This window comes from Thermoactinomyces sp. CICC 10521 (genome assembly GCF_016055135.1).
In the GTDB taxonomy this organism is placed as follows: domain Bacteria; phylum Bacillota; class Bacilli; order Thermoactinomycetales; family Thermoactinomycetaceae; genus Thermoactinomyces_A; species Thermoactinomyces_A daqus.
Map to the genome: position 1 here is coordinate 60,860 of NZ_JAECVZ010000003.1, position 17,553 is coordinate 78,412.

Consider the following 17,553-nt stretch of genomic DNA (forward strand, 5'->3'; position numbering starts at 1 on the left):
CTTAGTCCGTACTTTAATCCCTGAACAGCCTTGCCATCACCGGCAAACAGTCTAGGAGTTTTCCTCAACAGCCCGAGCTCCCCTCCTAGCCTCTTTTGCAACAGAGCTTTCAATTCGGAACAACTCCGAATATCCCCACTTTGCCACTCAAGGCAGGCTACGCTGCACCCAGGGTTGACCCGAATGCAGGTTCATCCCCCAAGCCATCGCTGAAACGAAGTCTCAAAGCGACGAACTTGGGCCTCCGCGGGAGGAGGGTCAACGCCCGCATGCCCTTGCGGATCGCCCTTCTCCCTTAACTCCCAGCATCAGCCCGCAGCTGGGCGCCACAAGCCAACACCAAGAACTTCATCGCTGTGCCCTTTAGCGGATTTTTAGCCCCGCCTTCAGAGGGGGTGAGCTGACTAGAATACTGCACCACTCTTCCTTAAGTAAATTTTATTATAACATAAGCCGGATATGTTGGCATCATGCAGAACTTACCGATCGCGCTGTAACAGATAATCGGCGATTCCCATCAAACTGGCGGGATTCAATTCTTCATAACCTTCGACATGGCGTTTGGCCCGGTTTGTGATCTCTGTCAGTTTCCTTTTCGATTCCTCCAGTCCCAGGAGAGCGGGATAGGTAGCTTTATGCTTTTCTTCATCACTCCCCACCGGTTTGCCGATCACTTGCTGATCTCCGATCACGTCCAGAATATCATCCTGAATTTGAAAAGCAAGCCCCAAATCATAGGCAAATCGGGTCAAGGATTCAAGGACCTCCGGAGAAGCTCCTCCGAGATAAGCTCCCGTCCTGACCGAGTAGGCCATCAAATCACCCGTTTTGCGGCGATGAATGCTTTCCAGCTGCTCGAGGGAAACCGCACCGTTTTCCCCCAGCAAATCATCAACCTGGCCGCCGACCATCCCTCGTGCTCCGGCAAAACGAGCTCCTTCCTCAATAATGGTGAGCAGAATCTCCGGCGCGAGCGCAGCCTCTTTGCCCCCTTTTGCCATCAGACCAAACGCTTCGGTTAAAAGCGCATCCCCGGCCAAAATGGCATAAGCCTCGCCAAATACCTTGTGATTGGTCAATTTTCCCCGGCGGTAATCATCATCATCCATGCTCGGCAAATCGTCATGGATCAAAGAATACGTGTGGATCATCTCGATGGCGCAAGCAAAGGGAAGAGCAGCCGTTTCTTCTCCTCCCAGCGCTTCCACGGTCGCCAGCACCAGGACAGGGCGCAAGCGTTTCCCGCCTGCCAGGAGCGAGTACCGCATCGCTTCTTTTAAAAGAGGCGGAATCCCTTGCATCCGGGCCGTATACTCGTCGAGCGCCTCATGCACCCGCTCCGCTTTTTCCTCAATATAGGATTTGATCGTTTGCACCTACTCCGAATCCTCCTCAACCTTAAACGATTTTTTCACCCATTCCCCGTTCTCCTGCACCAGCATCTCCACCTGCTGTTCTGCCCACTCCAGCTTTTTGCCACAGATGTGGGCCAGCTTCATGCCTTCATCAAAAAGTTGAATCGCCTGTTCCAGCGGCGTATCTCCTTTTTCCAAAATCTCCACCACTTCCTCCAGCCGCTTCAGCGCCTCTTCAAAAGGCAGCGATTCCAAGGAAGAATTTTTTTGCGGTTCACTCATTCTCTGTCTCCTCCGATTTCCACACCTGGCATTTGAGTTGGCCTTCAGCCAGACGAACGCGAATCAGGTCCCCCGGGGCAGCCTGCCGATATGATTTTACCAGGGTTTTTCCATCATGGCGATAAACGAGCGAATATCCCCGGAGCATAACCTTCAGCGGGCTTAAGCTATCCAGTTTGGCAAGCAGATGCTGGTACTGTTTTGCCTTGTCTTTGAGCAAATTTCGCAAATGCCAGTTGGCATCCCGCTTGAGCAGTTCAAGACGCTCCGCTTCTTTCTCCACTCTTCTCTGCGGATGAAAGGCTGTTAACCGGTACACCCTTTGTTCCAACTGCCTGTCCTTTTTTTCAATCAGTTTGCCCATTGCATTTTGCAGACGGATCTCAAGCGAATCGACATGCTGGGCATATTGATACAGACGGGCATTGGGATTAGTGAAGATCGGACGATCCACATTTTTGTGCAAGCGCTCCTTTAAGCGGTTCATCAGGCTCGTTTGGGCGTAGAGCAACCTCTTGTAAAGATGGGTGAGGCGGTCATGAAGCTCGGCGATGTGCGGAACCACCATTTCTGCCGCCGCTGTCGGGGTGGCCGCGCGCGCATCGGCGACAAAATCGCTGATCGTCACATCGGTTTCATGTCCGACTGCGGATACAACGGGGATCACGGAGCGAAAAATGCTGCGGGCAACGATCTCCTCGTTAAATGCCCACAGCTCTTCCAATGAACCTCCGCCACGGCCGACGATCAGGACATCAACCTCCATCAACCTGTTCATATGATCGATCGCCTCAGCAATCTCCTTCGCCGCTTTTTCTCCCTGCACCGAGACGGGATAGAGCAAAATCGGCGTCATGGGGAGGCGGCGCCGCATCGTGACAATAATATCACGAACGGCTGCCCCGCTGGCTGAAGTGATCACGCCCACCCTCCTGGGGAAGGAAGGCAATTTCTTTTTGGGGACATCAAACAACCCCTCAGCCTGCAATTGTTCTTTCAAGCGTTGAAACGCAACATACAAATCGCCGATTCCGCTCAGGCGCATATCCTGCACATATAACTGCAAATGCCCGTCCTTCATGTAGATGGAGACGTAGCCGCGAACCAAAACCCGGTCGCCATTTTTGGGTGTAAAGCGCAAGCGGCGGTTATTCCCGGCAAACATGACCGCATCGATGGCGGTTTGTTCATCCTTTAACGTGAAATACATATGCCGGCTTTTGCTGTGCTGGGAGAAGTTGGTGATCTCACCTTCAACCCAGATTTTTTTCAGATTCTCATCCAAATCCAATATATCGTAAAGATACTGAACCAATTCGGTGACAGACCAGACCTCGCGTTCCGGTTCGCGAATCATGCGACTCCCCCTTTGAAGTGAAGGGATTAACTGATGCCGTGAATCTGTTTGGCTGCGATGACGGTGTTTTTCATCAGCATGGCCACCGTCATCGGCCCGACGCCGCCCGGCACGGGAGTGATGGCCGATGCGAGCGGAGCCACCCCGCCAAAATCGACATCGCCGACCAATTTCCCTTCGCGATTGCGGTTCATGCCCACATCGATCACGACAGCACCCGGTTTCACATGATCAGCGGTAATCATCTCCGCCATACCGACTGCGACCACAAGAATGTCAGCCTGCTTTGTAAAAGAAGGCAGATCACGCGTACGCGAATGACACATCGTAACCGTTGCATTCGCTTGCTGCAACAAGAGAGAAATCGGTTTGCCGACGATATTGCTGCGGCCCACCACCACGGCATGTTTGCCTTCTGTCTCGATGCCGGAACGCTTCAGGAGTTCCATGATTCCGTAAGGTGTGCAAGGGATGATTCCCTCCAACCCGACCAAAAGGTTCCCCATATTGATCGGGGTAAAGCCGTCGACATCCTTATTCGGTGAAATGGTCGCGATCACCTTGTTCGGATCCATGTGGGCCGGCAGCGGCAATTGCACCAAAATCCCGTGAACAGCCGGGTCCTCATTTAACTGTTTCACAACGGCAAGCAGCTCTTCTTCCGAAGCTTCTTCACTCATGCGCACCAGATTGGAACGGATTCCCACCTCTTCGGATGCGCGTATTTTTCCTCGTACATATGTTTCCGAGGCAGGATTGTTTCCTACCAAGATAACGGTAAGTCCAGGTTCAATCCCCTGTTCTTTTAACCGGATCACTTCTTGTTTTAACTCATTTCTTACCGTTTGTGCAACCTCTTTCCCATTGATCAACTTTGCAGTCATTATCCCAACTCCTTAACATTAATTGATGTAAACCTCGTTAATGTTCAGTTTATATCGTTATTTTTTGACTGTAAAGTTTCAGGTAATGTTCGTGATTTAAAAAATATGAGAGGGTGTACTTCCCCTCTCTGCGTCAACTCTCTTGTATCTGCTTTTGTTCTTGCTTGATTTGTTCCAAATTGGCGACGACACTACCGAGCACTCCATTGATAAATCTTCCCGACTCGGGCCCGCCGAACGCCTTGCCAAGTTCAACCGCTTCGTTTAAGACAGCCGCTTTTGGCGTATCTTCAAAAAGCAATTCATAGACGGCCATACGCAGGATGGTACGGTCAACCGAAGAGAGCCGGCCAACTGACCAACCTTTTTTCAAAAACCGGGTGATAATCGCATCAGCGCCGGCGGCATGTTGCCTGATCCCGTGAGCCAGGCGCAAATAAAACGACCGATCCTCTTCGTTCAGCTTTCCGCCGCGGCTCGCGATTACCTCTTCTACATTGTCCGGGTGAAAATCGCACTCATAAAGTGCTTGAACCACTTTTTCTCTTACCGTTCTTCTGCTCATTCCAACTTTCCTCCAAAAAGAAGCCCGAGCCGTAAAGCCCGGTTCAAATATACGCCCCTGAAGGGCTGATCATTCTCTATCTTACCCTCCCGGAAGATTCCTGTTCGGTATTTTTTTCCTGAGGGAATTTGATGCCGTCAACCCGGACTACCACCTGATCGACAATCAATCCGGTCATGCTTTCCACAGCCGATTTTACCTGCTCCTGAATTTCCTGACCCACTTCGGGGATGTTATATCCGTACTGTACGACTACAGCCAGTTCAATCACCAATTGATCATCCAGCTCTACGCGAATCCCTTTTTTAACATTTTTTCTCCCCAACAGCTGGTTCAGGTTGCTGGCAACGCCACCGCTGAGACCGACCACACCTTCAACACGGGAAGCGGCAATGCCGGAAATGATCTGAATCACCTCGGGAGCAATCTCCACTTTCCCCAATTGGTTTTCGTCGTAGCGATATACTTCGTTCATTTGATCCTAACGCTCCTCATCTAAATTAGTCGTTTCCAAAAACTGGATATGGAAATCACCGGAGATGAATTTTGAATGGTTAATGACTTGTAAATGGAACGGGATGGTGGTGTAAACCCCATCGACAGCAAATTCCCGCAGGGCGCGATTCATGCGATCGATCGCTTCCTGGCGGTCTTTTCCCCATACGATCAGCTTGGCGATCATCGAATCGTAATACGGAGTAATCCGATATCCCTGATAGCAGGCGCTGTCCACGCGCACACCGTTTCCGCCGGGCGGCAGGTAAAATTCAACCGTTCCCGGAGAAGGCATAAAGTTTTTATCCGGCCGTTCCGCATTGATGCGGCACTCGATGGCCCAACCGTCAAACCGGACATCTTTCTGGCTGATTTCCAATTTCTTTCCGGCGGCGATGAGAATTTGCTCTTTCACGAGATCGACACCCGTAATCAGTTCCGTCACCGGATGCTCCACCTGAATGCGTGTGTTCATCTCCATAAAGTAAAAATTGCCTTCGCGGTCAAGCAAAAATTCGACTGTTCCCGCTCCGGAATAATTTACCGATTTCGCCGCCCGAACAGCCGCCTCCCCCATTCGCTCCCGCAGCTCGGGATTTAAGGCCGGCGAAGGGGCTTCTTCGATCAGCTTTTGATAACGGCGCTGAATGGAACAATCCCGTTCTCCCAAATGGATGCAATTCCCGTAGTTGTCGGCCAAAATCTGGATCTCGATATGTCTTGGTTGCACCAAAAATTTTTCCAGATAAACACCCGGATTGCCAAAATTGGCTTCCGCCTCTTTCTGTGCGAGATTGATGGCGCGTTTTAATTCTTCTTCGTTATGAACGATGCGCATTCCTTTGCCGCCACCGCCCGCAGTCGCTTTGACAATGACGGGGTAGCCGATTTCTTTCGCTGTTTTGGCGGCTTCATCCAGATCCTCGATAATGCCCTCCGTTCCCGGAACCGTCGGTACCCCGGCCTCCTTCATCGTTTCTTTTGCTGTGGTTTTATCGCCCATCCTCGTAATCGCTTCCGGCGATGGTCCGATAAAGGTAATATTACATTCGGCGCAGAGTTCGGCAAAATCCGCGTTTTCCGCTAAAAAACCATACCCCGGATGGATGGCATCCACTCCGACGAGCGTCGCAGTACTCAGCAGGTTGGTCATATTGAGATAACTCTCTTTTCCCGGTGCCGGACCGATGCAATAGGCTTCATCCGCCAATGTTACATGAAGCGCATCGCGATCGGCTTCGGAGAAAACCGCGACCGTGCTGATACCGAGTTCCCGGCAGGCCCGAATGATCCGGACCGCAATTTCGCCGCGGTTTGCGATCAATACTTTCTTAAACATTCAGTGTCTCCCCTTCCACGGCCTTACGAACGTTTTACCAGGAACAGCGGCTGACCGTATTCAACCAGTTGACCGTTTTCAACCAGCACTTTGACAACAGTGCCGCGCACTTCCGCCTCGATCTCGTTCATCAGCTTCATCGCTTCTACGATGCAGACAACCGTATTCTCCTGAATTTCATCCCCTTCTTTGACATAGGGGTCTGCATCCGGCGAAGGAGCGCGATAAAACGTTCCAACCATCGGGGATACAATTTTATGTAAGTTTGCGTCATCCAGTTCATCTGCCGGCTTTTTCGGTTCGGCCGGTGCTTCGGCAGTCACTGAGGCAGCTTGGGTTTCAACCGGTTTTACCGCAGCCGCCGGTACCGCTGCGGGCTTTGCCTCTCCGGCAATTCCCGGTTGCGGCAAAATCGCTTCCGCACGTCCGGTCGCTTTTTTGATGATTACTTTTGCCCCTTCGTTGTCAAGTTCAAATTCCTCGATTTGCGATTCATCAATTAAACGAATGAGTTCGCGAATTTCATGCATTTTGAATGCCATTTCCAGCCCCTCCTGGTTTTCGGAAAAAATGTAGTTTCATAAGTCCTTATAACCGTTTTGAGTGTTTCCGCACTCCATGGCCTATTATACTTGTGCCCTCAGCACACCCACAAGGGGGAGCCCGCTCCCCGGGGGAAAGTCAGAAACCTCCGCCCGCTTCTCATAAAAATCAGTTTTTTTACCGACACCGCTAATAGCATAACTTTTTTTTAAGGCTTTGACCACCCCCAGATTCGAGACAAACACAGGTCTTACTATTTTTTCCATGCCAGAGATGAAAAAACCGGTTTTGATAAAATAAAAACCAGTTCCTTTGCGGAAACTGGCCAACGCAAAATGCGTATATTACTGCCGGTAAGCGACAGAGACGTGTTGCGGAGAAACATTGAGATGCTGACGGACAAGGCTGATCAGCTTCACCACTTGCTGCGGGGTTAATTTGTCACTCTGCACAACGACATCGACATGCGGATTGTTTGTAACGACAACCGCGTCACTGTACCCTTGCTTGCGAATCAGATCTTCCAGAACGGTTTCCTGATTGTCCACTTTCATCAACTGCTGAATTTTGCTGTTTGCTTCCTTTAAATCCTGATCCGAAGCATCGGGATTGGTCAGTACTTTCATGTAATCTTCCACCATCTTTTGCCTCAGTGTACTGCGTTCCAACTGATAGCCGACAAAATAATCATCGTCGTTTTGCTGTTTGAGGATATCCTTTTCCGATGCTGCCGGCTGATCGACCGGTTTGATATCCACATTGATCCCTTTGGCCGCTTTTTCGGACCGGCTCGCTTCCTGCCCCACCGGCTCAACCGGACCGGTGACAATATAATAGGCTGACAAAACCACCATAATCGAAAGCATGGTAATTAACCAAACTGTTTGTTTGTTGATGGACATTTTTTACCCTCCTTTTATCCTCTTGGCAAAACTGAAATTCGATGCAGCGGAACATCGAGTGTACGCTGGATCGCTTCAATGACCAGCGCTTTCACTTTCAGATTTTCCACGCCCCTGGCAACGACGAGCACCCCTCTCACTTTTGGCTTCAACCGTTTGACAATCACGGGCACCTCCCCGTTCTCTCCGCGGTAATACGCGGTTTTGCGATCAATGGTGTTTTGGGTGATGGAACGGTTGCCGCCATTTTTATCGCGTTCGGTGGTCACCTGCTCGGATTCGCGCTCATCGGTCTGTACCACTTCTTCTTCAGTGGAATCCAAATTCACGATGACCGAAACATCATCAACCCCGACGATCTCGCTGAGCACTTCTTTCAATTCCGTTTCATACATCCGCTCATACTCCTGCATGCTTCCACTGTCACCCCGGCTTTGCAGGGGTTTTGCCCCGGTCTCCAGCGAAGGAGGATTGCCCGTGGAAAGTTCAGGCCCGTCATTTTCCCTGACGTTGAAAAATGAGGATAAAATCATGATCATCAGCCCGACTCCGCCCATAATGATGATCAGGCCAAAGCGGTTTTTTTGCTTTTCACTCCCCCCCATTTTCCCGATGATTTGATCCAGCCATTTCTTAAACATGCTTTCACCTCCTACCCATCCGGCTGTGTAAAGGTGACGATGATCTGATCGGGAGCCAGATCCCAGCTGTCGGCGATAAAACGGGAGATGCGCTCGCCGATCCGCTGTTGTTCGTCGTTTTTGGCCCGTTGCGGACTTTCATCCCCGACTTGGATGTGTACCGGTTCGATCGGCTTCATTGCCGGATTGGCCGGATTTTCATCCGCTTTCCCTTCTTCCAGCAGAATCCGAACCTGTCTGATTTCCCATTGATTCTCCTTTTGCGCCAACGTCACATCGGCATCGGCTACCGTGATGTGAAAGTGACGGTTTATCTGATCCTTGATTTCCTGAGCCATCGCCTGCTCCGACCGGTCGCGGATCTGCTCCGTCTGGGAATGTTTCACTTTTGCGCTGTCCTCCCGGATTTGCGAAATCGGCTCCATGCCTTTTCCCGTCGGATTCATTGTTCCAAAGGCGATCCGGGACAAATCCAGATCCTTGGAAAGCAGATGGAAAATCGGCGACAAGATCGCCATGATAATCAACAGCCCCATCACCAGCTTCACATACCGGTCCAATGAATGATTGGGCAGCAGCAAATCGATAAAAGCGGCGATGAGAATCAGCAGTATCACTTGTTTTAACCAATCGCCGAGCCACTCGATCAATGTAACCACCTACCTGACCATCGCCGCGATGTTCCCGGAAGCGACGATAATCGTAATTGCCAGAAAAAACATCAGCCCGACCGTCGCCAGCGCGGCAAAAATGTAGATCAAAGTCCGGCCGATGGTCTCAAGGCTTTCGATGATCGGGCTGTTGCCCAAAGGTTGCATCACCGCCGCAGAGAAGTTGTAAATCAGCGCGAGCGAAAGAATTTTAACCGCCGGAAAGGCGCAAATCATCAGTAAAATAATGACACCCGCCAGACCGATGGTGTTTTTCACCAACAGCGAAGCGCCCACCACCGTGTCAGCCGCTTCCGAGATCGTGCGGCCGATGACCGGAACGAAATTGCCGGTAATATACTTGGCCGTGCGCAAAGTAATGCCGTCCGTCACTGCCGAAGCCGTTCCCTGAATGGACAGGACACCGAGAAATATGGTCAGCAATCCGCCAAGCAACGAGATGCTGATTTTCCGCATCAGCCCCGCCAGCTGATTTACCTTGTATTTATCCGACAAGCTGCTGACGATGCTGAGGATCGCCGAGAAAAAAAGGAGCGGAAAGACCAGGGTATAGATAAAGGTCCCAATCGTATGAATCATAAAGACGATAAACGGGTGAAACAACGTGGCCGATCCGATATTTCCCATCGTCATCATCAGTGTCAACATGAGCGGAACCAGGGCGAGCATGAAATCGATCATGCGTCCGATCGCGGTTCTCGCGGCTTCGACGGCCACATGAAAGCTGTTCACCATCAAAATAATCAAAACCAAAAACGCAATCGCATAAGCGACTTTGCTAACTTGATTTCGTTCAAAGGCCGTCTGCAGGGTCTGCAGAATCATGCTGAAAACAGTCAGGATGAGAATGCTGCCAAGCAATTTCCCGTTATAAAGAATTTCATGAAAAAAATAGCGCAGAAAAGCCAGGGCAACATCTTTGATGCTCCATTCCTTTTTGCCGGACAACAGCATGTCAAACAGGTTCGGAAAGTTTCCCCGGTCGAAAAACTGGCCGTAATCATCGCTGAGCTGGCTCCAAAACGACTCTACCTGCTTTGTCTGCAACTGGTTAAGCTGGGATCGTATGAGCTGATTGGTGATCGAAGCATCCTGTCCTTCCCCGCCTTCTTGCGCCCCGGCGATGAGCGGGGTAAACCAAAGGGCCAGGATCACCGGAAGCATCCAGAAAAATCGCCTTTTCCATCTCATACGGGTTCATCCTTACGAAGGTAAAATTTGCATAATCGTTTCGATGATCACAGTGATGATCGGAATTGCCATAACCATGATGAGAATCTTGCCGGCGAGTTCAATCTTGGATGCGATGGCTCCTTGTCCCGCATCGCGCGTCACCTGGGCGCCAAATTCAGCGATATAGGCAATGCCGATAATCTTGAGGATCGTCTCAAGGAACAAGTTGTTCACGTGCGCCTGATGGGCCAGATTTTCCAGTACGCCGATCACTTCGCTGATTTTTCCGACAAGGGAAATAAAAATGATAATCCCGACAAAGGTCGCCAGCAAAAAGGCGAAAACCGGTTTTTGCTCTTTAATGACCAAGATCAGAAACGTCGTGACGAGGCCCAGACCCACCACCTGGATAATTTCCAAGCGGATCGCCTCCCATCATGCGCGAAAAAGAAACACATTTTTGATTGTTTGAAACAAATCCTGAACCAACATCGCCACCATAAACAACACCACCACAAATCCGAACAATGTCACCCAATGGGCGAAATCTTCTTTTCCCATCTGCTTTAGCACCGTGTGAATCATCGCGACGATGATCCCGATCCCTGCGATCTGGAAGACTGAATCCAAATGGTACGGCATAGTCACCCTCCATCCGCCACGTTAAATCAACAAAATTACCAATAGCGCACCGGTCAAAATCCCCATCGTTTTATACATTTTTTCATACCGTTCCTGTTCGGATCTTGCTTTGCTCTCTTCCATTTCCAGCCGGGTGGCGGCCAGCTGCAAATGATGAAGTTGATCCGCGCGACTTGAATTGCCCAGCACATGGCACAATTTCAACAGAATTTCTTTCTCTGTTTTGGACAGGGCAGTATGACGCCACTCCTCCTCGATCGCCCGGTGCAAACACTGGTATGTAGATTCACCATCCATGCTGAGCAGATTTTTGCTGCCTTTTTCGAGAATTCGCGCAAGGGCGCCGCCGGCTGTTTCAGCGATCCGGGACAGAGCGTCGGCCAATGGCCGGACTCCATAATTGATTTCCGTCTGCAACAAGGCGAGACACGAGCGCAATTCCCTTATTTGCCGCGGCCTTTCCCGGAGATTTCCGGCGAGCAAAAACCCCGCCCATGTGGAAGCGATCAGAATGAAAATCGCGCCCGCCCATTTAATCACAGGGGATGCACCTTCCGCGAACGGGACACGGACAAGTCAAGCGGTTCAAACATGTGGTTATATATCGCTTCCACCGTACCCGGTCCTTTGGAACGGCTCAGGACGATCACGCGGGAAAAAACTTCCTCCTCCATCAGCTCGGACAAGATGGGCCGCCGCCGAATCTCATCCACCGATTGGCCGTGAACGGTAACAAAGAGGCGGATCCCGGCATAGACCGCTTCATGGACGGCCTGGCTGTCTTCTTTGCTGCCGATTTCATCCACAACCAGAATGTCGGGGGACATCGAGCGGATCATCATCATCATGCCTTCTGCTTTCGGACACGCATCCAAAACATCGGTTCGCGGCCCCAGATCGTGTTGCGGCACCCCGCCCACGCTGCCGGCGATTTCAGATCGCTCATCCACAATTCCCACTTTATGCGACCGGTGATGATCTCCGCCCAGGCTCGCCAACCGTGCCAGATCGCGAATCAGCGTGGTTTTGCCGCATTGTGGCGGTGAGACGATCAGGACATTTTCCGCACGCCCATGCGGGAAAACGAACGGAATCAGTGATTCCCCCACCCCCTTGATCTGCCTGGCAATCCGCACATTAAATCCGGTGACATCGCGCAGTAGCTTTACTTTTCCTTGCTCCATCACAACCCTGCCCACCAGTCCCACCCGATGGCCTCCTTCGATGGTCACAAAACCTTTTCTCAGTTCTTCATCCATGGCATATAATGAATGATTGCTGATCAGGTTCAGTATTTTCAGGCAATCTTCTTTGCCGGGAAGAAACGAACCGCGCGGAGCATGTGTCAACTGGGCCAAATGATTGACAAACCAGGATTGCTCCGAAGTGATGATCTCCAACGGCCGATCTTGCCGAATTCTGATTTCCTCAAGAGACTCCAAAATCGTCCGGGGAAGGGATTGGATCAATTCCCGAAGAGCCAGGGGAAGAATGCGCAAAACGGGTTTGATCGACATGGAGCACCTCCTGTCCCAGAAAAATCTTTTATTCCCATTCTTATGTAAGCTTGTTCGTATTATGACAAGCATAAAAAAAGAGCGGCCTTTTCCGCTCCATCCAGATCAAAAAGGGATCCATCTATTCAGTGGCGGTAATTAAATCATCCACTTCCTCTTCGTTCACATCTTCCACTTCAAGCAGCGTATGGCATTTGGGGCAGAGGAGTTCGACGGAATCATCTTCCAAATCCTCTTCATCCAGCAGCACTTCTTCGCCGCATTCCGGGCAGACGACCTCAACCATCCCTTCATCATCCTCCTCACCATAAGTGAGAAGCTCCACATCATTCAAGTCCTCGTCAATTGCTTCCACATACTCTTCCAGTTCCGTCAGACGGCGGGCCATTTGCTCATTGGCCTCGATCAACTGATCGATGATATCGAGCAAGCGGTTTAATCCTTTATATTCAACATGGTGTTGGTGGCTGGAATCCCCCTCCAGAAGGCCCTGGATATAAGAAATTTCCCGTCTTAAACTTTCGTACATGTCATTTCACCTCATCCACTTGAGCGTTATCGTTATTGTTCCACGTTTCCGGGACAAAAATCATTCAATAACTGGCAGATAGAAAATGATTTGACAGGGAAAGCTAAGATCAATCTGATTTGCACGAGAGGTGAACTTCATGGCTCAAGCCTCAACTGTGGAGAGCAAAGACCGTGCGCCGACTCTTTGGGCTCTCATCACTTTAAGTTTCATCCCGTTTATCATGGTTCTTGGCAACTCCATGCTCATACCCGTTTTGCCCACAGTCAGCAAAGTGCTGAACGTAACGTCTTTTCAGGTCAGCTTGTTGATTACGTTATTTTCCATTCCTGCTGCCATCGTCATCCCTTTAGCCGGCATTTTATCCGACAGGGTCGGGCGAAAAAAGGTGGTGATCCTTTGTCTCCTGCTGTACGGTCTCGGAGGCTTGCTGGCGGGATTTTCTTCCATATGGAAAGGCGGTTCTTTCACATTGCTGCTCGCATCCCGGATCATCCAGGGCATTGGTGCAGCCGGAACAGCCCCCATCGCGATGGTTTTGGTCGGTGACCTCTACAAAAAGCAAAACCGCAGCAAAGCCCTGGGCATCATCGAAGCTTCCAACGCGATGGGAAAGGTATTGAGTCCGATCCTCGGTTCCTTGATCGCCATGATCACCTGGTATGCCATGTTTTTCGCCTTTCCCCTGCTTTGTGTTCCTGCTGCGGTCGCGCTGTGGAAACTGGTTGATGAACCGGCGGCAAAAGAAAAACCGCAGCCTCTTTCCGAGTACAAACAACATATCATAAAGATTTTTCACCGCCAGGGAAAATGGATGTCCGTCGCTTTCCTGGCCGGTGCGATCATCATGTTTACGATGTTCGGTGTTCTCTTTTATCTGTCCGATTTCTTGGAAAAAATTTATAAAATTGACGGTATGTTTAAGGGGGTCATTTTGGCCATTCCACTTCTTGCGTTATGTTTGACCGCCTATCTGAGCGGTTCCCATGTGAAAGAAAAAACGAACAAAATGAAAAAATTTATCCTGATCGGCCTCGTTTTGGCCACTTTGTCCGTCGCCGCAGTACCCTGGTTTAAAAATGTGTATTGGCTGGTGGGCTGTTCCTTCTTCATCGGGATTGGCAGCGGATTGATCCTTCCCTGTCTCAATACCCTGATCACTTCGGCGATCGGACTTCAGGAACGCGGAATCATCACCGCCTTATACAACAGCGTCCGCTTTTTTGGTGTCGCGTTGGGGCCACCCGTTTTCAGCAGTTTGTCCAACCGTCCTTTCCCCTTATTTATCGGACTGGGGATCATGCTGATCATTACCTTTTTCCTGGCGCTCATCTTTATCCGGCGGCCTCAGCGCCTGAAAGGGAAAGATGGACAAACCCGCCTGTTGCTGCGAAAAAAACGCCTTTCCCCTGTTTAAGCAAATGAAAGGACACATGGTCATTCGCCTATGCATAAACTGGGAATGAAGCCCATTTAGAGGAGGCGAATGGCTTGAAGAAAAAGCAATGTATATGGGATGAGGAGTTCACCGATCTCAGCCTCGCACGTGCGGAAAAACCCCGGCAAACCGGCCTGACCATGGTAATGGACAAAGGGCTGGGGTTAACGGCGTTTCGCGATCTGCTGGAACTAGCCGGCTGCCATCTTGATTTTATCAAGATCGGTTTTGGTACCGCCGCGGTCACTCCGGCGGACATTTTGCGGGAAAAAGTCGCTTTGGCCAAGCAGCACGGTGTCTTCCTTTACCCCGGGGGAACCTTTTTTGAGATTGCTTACAGCAAAAATAAATGGGAGCTGTTCATCGAGACAGTCGCCGAATTAGGGATGGAGTGGATGGAGGTCTCGGCCGGGACGATCGATCTTCCCTCCCAGAACCGGAAACAAATCATCAGACGCTGCCGGGAGCAAGGACTCCAAGTGGTAACGGAAATCGGAAAAAAGCAATCCGGTTACCTCCATCCTGTTTCTTCATTTGTCAAAACCTATGAGGAAGATCTGGAGAGCGGAGCCTCCTACGTGATTGTGGAAGGAAGGGAAAACGGCAAGGAAATTGGCATCTTTGACCGTGAGGGAAAAATCAGGTTATCCGATCTCTACCAGCTGATTGAACGCACAAACCCTGACCGTCTGATCTGGGAAGCTCCCTGCAAAGATCAGCAAATCACGCTCTTAAAGATCCTTGGGAGCAATGCCAATTTCGGAAATATTCCGCATTACGATATTTTGGCGCTCGAATGCCTGCGGAGAGGACTCCGGGCGGATACGTTTGCCAGCTATTGCGGTATGATCCGTGAATTTCGTTAATAAAATAACCAAGCCCTTCATAAAGTGGTACAAACACCACAAAATAGGGGTAAATTTCATGAATCCCGATCTTTTGCTCGTCGGTCTCATTATTATTGGTATGTTAGGGAAATCGCCCATTATCTCAACTGCGGCAAGCCTTTTGCTGATGTTGAAATTTATTCACCTGGAACGTTACTTTCTTGCGCTGGAACGCCGCGGCATGGAGTTCGGCCTTCTATTTCTGACGATCGCCGTTCTTGTCCCTTTCGCCAGCGGACGCATTCAATCGAAAGATATCGCTCAGGTGTTTTTAACTCTCCCCGGAATCCTGGCGCTCCTCGGTGGGGCACTGGCGACATACATGAACGGGAAAGGGCTTGATCTCCTGAAAGTCGATCCGCAGTTGATCGTCGGCATGGTACTCGGCTCCATCTTCGGCATTTTATTTTTAAGGGGCATTCCAGTCGGACCGCTGATGGCTGCAGGAATCACCGCCTTTTTATTGAAACTGTTTAAATGGTGGCTGAACTGAATCGATTGCAAGCCCTTCACTTTTCGGCGAAGGGCTTTTCTCTTTCACTGATCTTTGCGGTCTTCTTCCATTTTCCTCATCATCTGCTGCCACACGGTTCCGCTGGCTTCTTCTCCCCGCTCAATCCTCTCCAGCGCCATTCTGGCCTGTAAACGCACTTCAAATTCCCGATCGTTTGCCGCCTGACGAAGTGCCGGCAGAGCCGTTTCATCGCCGATTTCATATAAAAATCTCGCCGCGCGCCACCGCACCAATTTGTTCGGGTCCGTCAACACTTCGCACATCGCCGGAATGGCTTCTGCATACCCCAGATCCGACAACGTATCGCCTGCCGTCCGGCGCACGATCGGCGACGCATCTTTCAAGGCGCGATAAAGGAAGGGAAGCACCTCTTTGTTTTCCAAAAACCCCAGATAAACCACCGCCAGGCGGCGAATTGCAGCTTTGGAATCGGACAGGGCCAGATCCAAAATGTCGGTATCATCCAGGCTGGGTTCAAATTGTTCCAAAGCCGCATACCGCTTTTTCCAATCCTCCTCGCGAAAAGCGGCGAGCACTTCTTCCCTGCTGATGGCCGTTTTTTGCTTCTCTTTCTCCTGATCGGAAGCAAAGGCGAGTTCCACCAGGCGCTTGAGGCGCTCTTCATCATACGCGGCCGATATCTCTTCAACCACCTGGGCCCCCACTTCCTGAACATCGCCATAGCGCGGTTTCTGCTGCACCCATTTCCGCTCAAAAACGAGATTGGTCGTCGCCTTTTGCGCCTGCATCACGGCCTCTTTAAACCGCTCCGGCAGTCCAAACCGCGTTTCCTCCCCATTTTTTATGATTTTGACTTGCATAGGAATATCTTTAATCTGCTGAATCTGCACCTCCACTTCACCAAACGACGCATCCTCCGAAGTATCCGTCACAAGATTTCCCGTCTTCGTTTCTTTTGTCGGCGCAGTTTCTCCCAAAACGGCCCGGGCCGCCGCCAACACCGTTTCCCAGTCGGCTTTGGGATGGCGCTCAAGAGAAATAAAATCAAGAACCTGAAACACTCCGGTCACCCCGTCGATGGCGACCAGTTTCCGCAGATAATCGGGGGCCCCTTCCTGCTTTTCTCTGCTCACATTATAGCTCTTGCCCGGTTCAAGCGATTCATCCAGATTCAGTTTCATCACATTCGGGCTGGGTGTTGGTTCAACTGAGACAATTTTCATTCTTCTCCTCCTCTTCACGGAAATAATACAAAACCTCCATAGCCTTTGAGCCACAGAGGTTTTTGAGGACAGACTTACGCGCGGGACACATATTCTCCGCTGCGGGTATCGACCACGAGACGATCCCCCACGTTGATAAACAACGGAACCTGAACGACGAATCCGGTGGAAAGCTTTGCCGGTTTGCTGCCGCCGGTCGCTGTATCCCCACGGATGCCGGGATCGGTTTCCACCACTTCCAGTTCCACGGTGTTGGGCAATTGAATCCCGATTGTTTCACCCTTGTATGAGACGATGTTCACATTCATGTTTTCTTGCAGGAAATTGAGCTCATATTCCAGGCGTTCTGCCGGAAGGGTGATCTGATCGTAAGTTTCATTATCCATAAACGTGTACTCTCCGCCGCTTTCATACAGATATTGCATTTGGCGGGTTTCCACCATCGCGCGCTGCACTTTTTCACCGGCGCGGAATGTGCGTTCCTGAATATTTCCGTTGCGCAAGTTGCGCAGTTTGGAACGGACAAAGGCTGCCCCTTTCCCCGGTTTTACATGTTGAAACTCCAATACTTGCCAAACATCACCATCCAATTCGATGGTAAGGCCGGTACGAAAATCGTTTACACTGATCATGCT

Annotated in this window: 22 protein-coding genes; 3 read left to right on the plus strand and 19 right to left on the minus strand. The window is 50.6% G+C overall.

Translation table 11 applies throughout. The features are described 5' to 3' along the window. Nucleotides 1-479 precede the first annotated feature (479 nt). From I8U17_RS03525 to I8U17_RS03605, 17 genes are all read right to left on the minus strand, one after another. Entirely contained in the window at nt 480-1,376 is an 897-nt protein-coding gene (locus tag I8U17_RS03525) for a polyprenyl synthetase family protein (protein ID WP_370589208.1), read from the minus strand. Beyond that, nucleotides 1,377-1,637 (minus strand): exodeoxyribonuclease VII small subunit, encoded by a 261-nt coding sequence (gene xseB, locus I8U17_RS03530; RefSeq protein ID WP_198054975.1) that lies wholly within the window; start codon nt 1,635-1,637, stop codon nt 1,377-1,379. After that, complete coding sequence (gene xseA / locus I8U17_RS03535) at nt 1,630-2,994, minus strand: exodeoxyribonuclease VII large subunit (RefSeq protein ID WP_198054976.1); 1,365 nt, start codon at nt 2,992-2,994, stop codon at nt 1,630-1,632. The genes xseB and xseA overlap by 8 nt, the downstream gene beginning before the upstream one ends. 26 nt (nt 2,995-3,020) lie before the next feature. Next, complete coding sequence (folD, locus tag I8U17_RS03540; RefSeq protein WP_033101929.1) at nt 3,021-3,878, minus strand: bifunctional methylenetetrahydrofolate dehydrogenase/methenyltetrahydrofolate cyclohydrolase FolD; 858 nt, start codon at nt 3,876-3,878, stop codon at nt 3,021-3,023. Nucleotides 3,879-4,011: 133 nt separating this feature from the next. Then, nucleotides 4,012-4,443, minus strand: a complete 432-nt coding sequence (gene nusB, locus I8U17_RS03545; protein ID WP_033101930.1) for a transcription antitermination factor NusB — start codon at nt 4,441-4,443, stop codon at nt 4,012-4,014. Between the two features lie 76 nt (nt 4,444-4,519). After that, the gene (locus I8U17_RS03550) at nt 4,520-4,918 is read right to left on the minus strand and encodes an Asp23/Gls24 family envelope stress response protein (protein WP_033101931.1); all 399 of its coding nucleotides are present in this window, start codon (nt 4,916-4,918) and stop codon (nt 4,520-4,522) included. A 6-nt stretch (nt 4,919-4,924) separates the two neighbouring features. Then, a complete protein-coding gene (gene accC, locus I8U17_RS03555; RefSeq protein ID WP_033101932.1) occupies nt 4,925-6,277 on the minus strand; it encodes an acetyl-CoA carboxylase biotin carboxylase subunit in 1,353 nt (450 codons plus the stop codon). Nucleotides 6,278-6,300: 23 nt separating this feature from the next. Further along, complete coding sequence (accB, locus tag I8U17_RS03560; protein WP_198059040.1) at nt 6,301-6,819, minus strand: acetyl-CoA carboxylase biotin carboxyl carrier protein; 519 nt, start codon at nt 6,817-6,819, stop codon at nt 6,301-6,303. A 345-nt stretch (nt 6,820-7,164) separates the two neighbouring features. Further along, the gene (locus I8U17_RS03565) at nt 7,165-7,722 is read right to left on the minus strand and encodes a SpoIIIAH-like family protein (protein WP_033101935.1); all 558 of its coding nucleotides are present in this window, start codon (nt 7,720-7,722) and stop codon (nt 7,165-7,167) included. 14 nt (nt 7,723-7,736) lie between these two features. Then, nucleotides 7,737-8,363, minus strand: coding sequence for a stage III sporulation protein AG (spoIIIAG, locus tag I8U17_RS03570; protein WP_033102358.1), 627 nt, complete (start codon nt 8,361-8,363; stop codon nt 7,737-7,739). 11 nt (nt 8,364-8,374) lie between these two features. Further along, nucleotides 8,375-9,013: a stage III sporulation protein AF gene (spoIIIAF, locus tag I8U17_RS03575; protein ID WP_033102359.1), complete on the minus strand. Its 639-nt coding sequence runs from the start codon at nt 9,011-9,013 to the stop codon at nt 8,375-8,377. A 9-nt stretch (nt 9,014-9,022) separates the two neighbouring features. Beyond that, nucleotides 9,023-10,225 carry a stage III sporulation protein AE gene (spoIIIAE, locus tag I8U17_RS03580; protein ID WP_198059041.1) on the minus strand — a complete coding sequence of 401 codons (1,203 nt, stop codon included), beginning with the start codon at nt 10,223-10,225 and terminating at the stop codon, nt 9,023-9,025. A gap of 12 nt (nt 10,226-10,237) precedes the next feature. Continuing rightward, on the minus strand, nt 10,238-10,627 hold the full coding sequence (gene spoIIIAD / locus I8U17_RS03585) for a stage III sporulation protein AD (protein WP_033102361.1): 390 nt from the start codon (nt 10,625-10,627) through the stop codon (nt 10,238-10,240). 15 nt (nt 10,628-10,642) lie between these two features. Then, on the minus strand, nt 10,643-10,849 hold the full coding sequence (gene spoIIIAC, locus I8U17_RS03590; protein WP_033102362.1) for a stage III sporulation protein AC: 207 nt from the start codon (nt 10,847-10,849) through the stop codon (nt 10,643-10,645). A gap of 21 nt (nt 10,850-10,870) precedes the next feature. Further along, nucleotides 10,871-11,389: a stage III sporulation protein SpoIIIAB gene (gene spoIIIAB, locus I8U17_RS03595; RefSeq protein WP_033102363.1), complete on the minus strand. Its 519-nt coding sequence runs from the start codon at nt 11,387-11,389 to the stop codon at nt 10,871-10,873. Next, a complete protein-coding gene (spoIIIAA, locus tag I8U17_RS03600; RefSeq protein WP_198059074.1) occupies nt 11,386-12,360 on the minus strand; it encodes a stage III sporulation protein AA in 975 nt (324 codons plus the stop codon). The genes spoIIIAB and spoIIIAA overlap by 4 nt, the downstream gene beginning before the upstream one ends. 127 nt (nt 12,361-12,487) lie before the next feature. Beyond that, on the minus strand, nt 12,488-12,895 hold the full coding sequence (locus I8U17_RS03605) for a CD1247 N-terminal domain-containing protein (RefSeq protein ID WP_198059042.1): 408 nt from the start codon (nt 12,893-12,895) through the stop codon (nt 12,488-12,490). Between the two features lie 139 nt (nt 12,896-13,034). Here I8U17_RS03605 and I8U17_RS03610 point away from each other — a divergent pair, with 139 nt between their 5' ends. The 3 genes from I8U17_RS03610 (at nt 13,035) to I8U17_RS03620 (ending at nt 15,713) form a co-directional block, all read left to right on the plus strand. After that, entirely contained in the window at nt 13,035-14,312 is a 1,278-nt protein-coding gene (locus I8U17_RS03610) for an MFS transporter (protein WP_198059043.1), read from the plus strand. Nucleotides 14,313-14,386: 74 nt separating this feature from the next. Next, nucleotides 14,387-15,199 (plus strand): phosphosulfolactate synthase, encoded by an 813-nt coding sequence (gene comA, locus I8U17_RS03615; protein WP_198059044.1) that lies wholly within the window; start codon nt 14,387-14,389, stop codon nt 15,197-15,199. A 58-nt stretch (nt 15,200-15,257) separates the two neighbouring features. Further along, the gene (locus I8U17_RS03620; RefSeq protein ID WP_198059045.1) at nt 15,258-15,713 is read left to right on the plus strand and encodes a DUF441 domain-containing protein; all 456 of its coding nucleotides are present in this window, start codon (nt 15,258-15,260) and stop codon (nt 15,711-15,713) included. Between the two features lie 44 nt (nt 15,714-15,757). Here the strand turns inward: I8U17_RS03620 and I8U17_RS03625 are convergent, their stop codons facing one another. Beyond that, entirely contained in the window at nt 15,758-16,918 is a 1,161-nt protein-coding gene (locus I8U17_RS03625) for a conserved virulence factor C family protein (protein ID WP_198059046.1), read from the minus strand. A 74-nt stretch (nt 16,919-16,992) separates the two neighbouring features. Then, nucleotides 16,993-17,550 (minus strand): elongation factor P, encoded by a 558-nt coding sequence (efp, locus tag I8U17_RS03630; RefSeq protein WP_033102366.1) that lies wholly within the window; start codon nt 17,548-17,550, stop codon nt 16,993-16,995. Nucleotides 17,551-17,553: the final 3 nt, after the last annotated feature.